Origin of the sequence: Rhizobacter sp., assembly GCF_031412495.1 — a bacterium.
Lineage (GTDB): Bacteria > Pseudomonadota > Gammaproteobacteria > Burkholderiales > Burkholderiaceae_C > Schlegelella_A.
The window spans coordinates 1-5,534 of the sequence record NZ_JANODC010000166.1 but is presented as its reverse complement, the minus strand read 5'-3'; the positions used below and the strand labels follow the sequence as shown (position 1 = coordinate 5,534).

Here is a 5,534-nt window from a genome sequence, read left to right as displayed (position 1 = left end):
GGTCCGGGCCCAGAAGGTCGACCCCAACAAGCTCGTCCAGGGGGCAGGCTACGCGGGCGAGAAGCTCTCGCTCAACTTCCAGAACATCGAAGTGCGGGCCCTGCTGCAGGTCATCGCCGACTTCACCAACTTCAACGTCGTGACCAGCGACACGGTGACGGGCAACGTCACCCTGCGACTGAAAGACGTGCCCTGGGACCAGGCGCTCGACATCATCCTGCAGGCGAAGAACCTCGGGCTGCGCAAGTCGGGCAACGTGATCCTCATCGCGCCCAAGGACGAGCTCAACGCCAAGGAGAAGATCGAACTCGAGGCCAAGCAGCAGATCGCCGCGCTCGAGCCGGTTCGCACGCAGTCCTTCCAGCTGAACTACGCGAAGGCGCAGGACATCGCCAACGGGCTGACGGGACAGTCGACCGGCGGCGGCTCCAGTTCGGGCACCGCGACGCGGATCCTCTCGCCGCGCGGCAGCGTGGTCTTCGAGACGCGGACCAACCAGCTGTTCGTCAGCGACATCCCGTCCAAGCTCGAGGAGATTCAGGCTCTCATCGCCAAGATCGACATCCCGGTCCGCCAGGTGCTTATCGAGTCGAGGATCGTCATCGCCGACGACAGCTTCGGGAGGTCCCTCGGCGTTCGCCTGGGCGCTGCCGACCTGCGCGGCGTCCGCGGTGGCCTGCCGGGCTACGGCGTGGCCGGTGACACCCGCGTCACGGTCGGCGGCAACCTGAACGCCGTGGGCTCGCAGACGCTGCAGACCGGCGGAAGCGGGGTGACGTTCAGCGACACCAATTTCCTGAACCTCCCGGCAACGGGCCAGAACGGTTTCGACCCGGCGACCTTCGCGCTGTCCCTCTTCGGCGCTTCGGCCAACCGCTTCCTGAACCTCGAGATCTCGGCGCTCGAAGCGGACGGCAAGGGCAAGGTCGTGTCCAGCCCGCGCGTCGTCACCGCCGACCAGCAGAAGGCGCTGATCGAGCAGGGCGAGGAACTGCCGTACCAGGTCGCCACTTCCAGCGGCGCGACGTCGCTGCAGTTCCGCAAGGCCAACCTCAAGCTCGAGGTCACGCCGCAGGTCACGCCCGAAGGCAACGTGATCCTCGACGTCGATGTCACCAAGGACAGCGTCGGCCGCGCCACCGCGGCAGGTTTCGCGATCAACACCAAGCACGTGAAGACGCAGGTGCTGGTCGAGAACGGAGGCACCGTCGTGATCGGCGGCATCTTCGAGCAGAACGATCGCGAGGACATCACCAAGGTGCCGTTCCTGGGCGACGTTCCCTACCTCGGCAACCTGTTCAAGACGCGAACCATCTCATCCAACAAGACCGAGCTGCTGATCTTCCTGACCCCGAAGATCGTCACCGACCGCACCGCGGCCCGCTGAGGCCAAGACCGAAGGATTGCCTGAGCTGCCGTATGAACAAGACGCTGAACATTCTTCTCGGATTGCTGACCGCGGCCCTGCTCGCGTCCTGCGGTGGCGGTGGCGGCGATGCCGGAACCTCGCCGTTCACCGGTGATCCGAACGGCGGTTCCGACCCGACGGCCGCCCGCCTTACCCTGCTGCTCAACGCGACGAGCATCAACAACAGCGGCGCGGCCACCGTGACGGCAACGGCGACCGCGGCGACGTCGGCGGGACAGGCGCTCAGCGGCATCCCCATCACCTTCTCGGTCGACAACGGCGCGACCTTCACCCAGTCGACCGCCACCACCGGGACCAACGGCCAGTCGACGGCGGTCGTTTCGATCGGTGCCGATCCGTCCAACCGCGTCATCACGGTCCGCGCAACCAGCGGCTCGCTGTCGGCGAGCGCGCCCTTCGCCGTGACGGGCGCCGCCTTGAGCGGAACGACGATTCCGGCCATCGTCGCGCCGGGCAGCACCGGCAACAAGGTCGATTTCCGACTCGTCAACGCCAACGGCGCGGCCATGATCGGACAGACGATCACGATTGTCGCCGGCTCGCTCGGCACCACGACCGGCACGACCGGCGTCAACGGCGAGTACTCGTATGCCTACACGGCACCCGCGGCCACCGGGCCGCTCGATGTCACGGCCACGGCCGGTGGCGTGTCGAACACCCAGACGGTGACGGTGCAGTCGAGCGGCAGCTCGCCGCCCTCGGCCGTGGGCACGATCCAGTCGGCATCGGTGTCCGCCAACCCGAGCGTGGTCTCCACCAACACGGCGACGACGAACAACCGCACCGAGGTCCGCGCCCTCTTCGTCGGCCTGAACAACCTGCCGATCAGGAACGTGCGGGTCCGCTTCAGGGCCGAGGACCTGGCCGGCAACCTGTTGCCGGACGGCAGCTTCTCCACGGCCGACAACCTGGTCTATTCGGATGCCAGCGGCATCGCCACCACGGCCTTCGTGCCGGGAGCGCGGTCCAGCCCGACCAACGGCGTCATCATTCGGGCCTGCTACAGCGCCATCGATTTCGCGACGTGCACCCCGACCGCACCGCTCAGCGCCACTACGACGATCACCGTCGCCGCGGAACCGCTGTCGGTCAGCATCGGCAGCAACAACGTCATCATCAGCGGCCCCAGCAACCTCACGTACAGGCGCGAGTTCGTGGTCCTGGTCGTCGATGCGTCCGGTCGCGCGAAGGGCAACGTCGACATCGTTCCGTCGATCGATCTGGAGCGCTACTACAAGGGACAGTACGTACGCGGTGCGACGTGGTTCAAGGGCTACGTCGTCAACCCCAACACCACTCCGCCGCAGAACGCCGCGCACCCGGGCATCGAGTGCTTCAACGAGGACATAAACCGCAATGCGGTCAATGAGTCGGGCGAGGACATCAATCGCAACGCCGCCCTCGAGCCGCGCAAGTCGGACGTGGCCATCAGCATCGTCGGCAACGGCAAGACCGATGACAACGGTGCCGCCAAGGTGGTGATCGAGTATCCGCAGAACGTCGGCTCGTGGCTCAGAGTCAAGATCCTGATCGCCGCCACCGGTGTGTCGGGGACCGAAGGGCGCGCGACGTGGACCGAGATCCTGCCGGTTCCCATCGATGCGATCTCGGCCGCGGCAGCGCCCGCATTCATCGTCAGCCCGTACGGTGTGGCGATCTTCAACGAGGACGTCACCTACCCGGATGGCCTGTTCGTGACGAACGTGGCGCCTTGCCAGAACCCACGCTGAAGGGCGCGCCGACCGTCCTTGCATTGATCGGCATGCCGGGCGGTGGAAAATCCACCGTCGGCAAGCTCCTCGCCCAGCGCCTCGGCGTGTCCTTCGCCGATTGCGACCTGGCCATCGAGCATCGGGCCGGGTGCGCCATCGGCACCCTGTTCGAACGCGAGGGGGAAGCCGCATTCCGTGACCTGGAGGCGGACGTGCTCAGCGAGCTGATCGAAAGCGGGACGGGCGTCATCGCCACCGGCGGCGGCAGCATCCTGCGCGCGGCCAACCGTACTCTCCTGCGCGAGCGCACGATTCCCATCTACCTGCATGCGACGCTCGACGAGCTCTGGCGGCGCGTGAGGCGGAACAACCGGCGTCCGCTGCTGCGCGTCAGCGATCCGCGGGCGCGGCTCCAGTCGCTCTACGACGAGCGACACCCGCTGTACACCGAAGTGGCGGCCTTCCGGGTCGAGACCGGCCGGCCGCCGCTCTCGGCGGTGGTGGACGACATCGTGATGCGCCTCCGCCCGGGCGATCCCGTCCCCCAGCCAGACGAGGACGCCCATGACAGCTGAGCGAGCCTCCCCGGCGCAGCGTGTCCCGGTCGACCTGGGCCAGCGCAGCTACACGGTCCTGATCGGCAGCGGCCTGCTGGACGACCCCGGAACGTTCGCGTCGCTCCCGGCGGGCCGCGGCGCCATGCTCGTCACGAACGAAGTCGTCGGCCCGCTTCTCGGCGAGCGGGTGCAGCGAGCGCTGGCCGCCGCGTTCGGCAAGGTGCCGGTCGTGACCCTCCCCGACGGCGAGGAAACCAAGCGCTGGGAGACGCTCAACCGCATCTTCGACGCGCTGCTCGCGCAGCACTGCGACCGCAGCACCACCCTGGTCGCGCTCGGCGGCGGCGTCGTCGGCGACATCACCGGGTTCGCCGCCGCCTGCTACATGCGCGGCGTTCCCCACGTACAGATTCCAACGACCCTGCTTGCCCAGGTGGATTCCTCGGTCGGCGGCAAGACGGCCATCAATCACCCGGCCGGCAAGAACATGATCGGCGCGTTCCACCAGCCCAGCCTGGTCGTGGCCGATGTCGCCACGCTGGCGACGCTGCCGGTGCGCGAGTTCGTTTCCGGGCTGGCCGAAGTCATCAAGTACGGTGCGACGCTGGACCCGGGCTTCCTGGACTGGATCGAAGCGAACCTCGCGCGCCTGCTGGCCCGGGATGCCGAGCCGCTGGTGCACGCCGTCCGCCGCTCGTGCGAGATCAAGGCCGCGGTCGTGGCGGCCGACGAGCGCGAGTCCGGCGCCCGCGCGATCCTGAACTTCGGCCACACCTTCGGTCACGCCTACGAAACCGCCCTCGGCTACGGCTCCTGGCTGCACGGCGAGGCCGTCGGCCTGGGCATGGTGCTCGCCGCCCGGCTGTCGCTGCGCATGGGCCTCATCGACGCCGACCGCGCCAGCCGCCTCGAGCGCATCGTCGAGCGGGCCGGGCTGCCCGTGCGTGCACCGGCTGTCGACGCCGCCGCGATCGTCGGCCTGATGGAGGGCGACAAGAAGGCCGTCGCCGGACAGCAGCGCTACGTGCTGCTGGAAGGTGCCAGTGGCGCGTCCGTTCGCGCCGCCGACACATCCCTGGTCACCGAGGTCATCCGGCAAGCCCGGACCGCCTGAGTCCCTTTCCAACCTCCCTGACGGAGAACCCATGACGCCGCGAACGCTTGCCTTCCTGCTCGCCATCGTCGCTGCCGGCACGGCGGCTGCGCAGACCGCCGCAACCGCCGCGGCACCCGCCGCATCGATCAAGCCGGGAATGTGGGAAACCACCACCGTCATCGAGAACGCCAGCGCGAACTCGCGCCGCTCGATCGTCGCGCGCAGCTGCGTCACCGCGGCCGACGCCGGCAATCCGCAGCGCATGATCCCGCCGCAGCGCGAACCCGGGATGCAATGCGAGAACCAGGACGTCAAGCGCGAGGGGGCGACCCTGGCCTGGGTCATCTCGTGCAAGTCCGCGGACGGCACCCAGAAAGGCAGCGGCAAGCTGTCGCTGTCGGCCGACAGCTACGTCGGCCGGGCCGAGGTCGAACAGCAGAAAAAGGGGGCGAAACCCCTCAAGCTCGGGCAGACTTTCTCCGGCAAGTGGGTACAGGCCTGCAGCTGAGCGAAGGCGGCTGAGACCCGGCGCGGGCCGGCGAAAGTTGCCGGCCCGGGGCCGGCGCGCACCGTTCGCGGCCGGCAAAGCTCCGTTCGTCGTCCAGCGCTCGCCCGGGGGGACCCCGTCCCTACACTTCTTTACCGCAAAGGGATCGACATGCGTACACAACGGGGCTTCACCCTCATCGAGGTCATGATCACGGTGGCCATCATCGCCATCCTGGCCGCGGTCGCCCTTC

6 protein-coding genes are annotated in these 5,534 nt (G+C 68.1%); all 6 read left to right on the top strand.

The window, feature by feature from the left end:
* The coding region (locus AC30N0_RS06180) for a type IV pilus secretin PilQ (RefSeq protein ID WP_489517050.1) at positions 1-1,387 on the top strand (1,387 nt) is incomplete at its 5' end.
* Positions 1,388-1,419: 32 nt separating this feature from the next.
* On the top strand, positions 1,420-3,159 hold the full coding sequence (locus AC30N0_RS06175; protein WP_489517049.1) for a hypothetical protein: 1,740 nt from the start codon (positions 1,420-1,422) through the stop codon (positions 3,157-3,159).
* The gene (locus AC30N0_RS06170) at positions 3,141-3,716 is read left to right on the top strand and encodes a shikimate kinase (protein ID WP_489517048.1); all 576 of its coding nucleotides are present in this window, start codon (positions 3,141-3,143) and stop codon (positions 3,714-3,716) included. The genes AC30N0_RS06175 and AC30N0_RS06170 overlap by 19 nt, the downstream gene beginning before the upstream one ends.
* On the top strand, positions 3,706-4,812 hold the full coding sequence (aroB, locus tag AC30N0_RS06165; protein ID WP_489517047.1) for a 3-dehydroquinate synthase: 1,107 nt from the start codon (positions 3,706-3,708) through the stop codon (positions 4,810-4,812). Before AC30N0_RS06170 ends, aroB begins: the two co-directional genes overlap by 11 nt.
* A gap of 31 nt (positions 4,813-4,843) precedes the next feature.
* Positions 4,844-5,302, top strand: a complete 459-nt coding sequence (locus AC30N0_RS06160) for a DUF3617 domain-containing protein (protein WP_489517046.1) — start codon at positions 4,844-4,846, stop codon at positions 5,300-5,302.
* A 150-nt stretch (positions 5,303-5,452) separates the two neighbouring features.
* Positions 5,453-5,534 (top strand): prepilin-type N-terminal cleavage/methylation domain-containing protein (locus AC30N0_RS06155; RefSeq protein ID WP_489517051.1); only part of this gene is annotated, 82 nt, incomplete at its 3' end.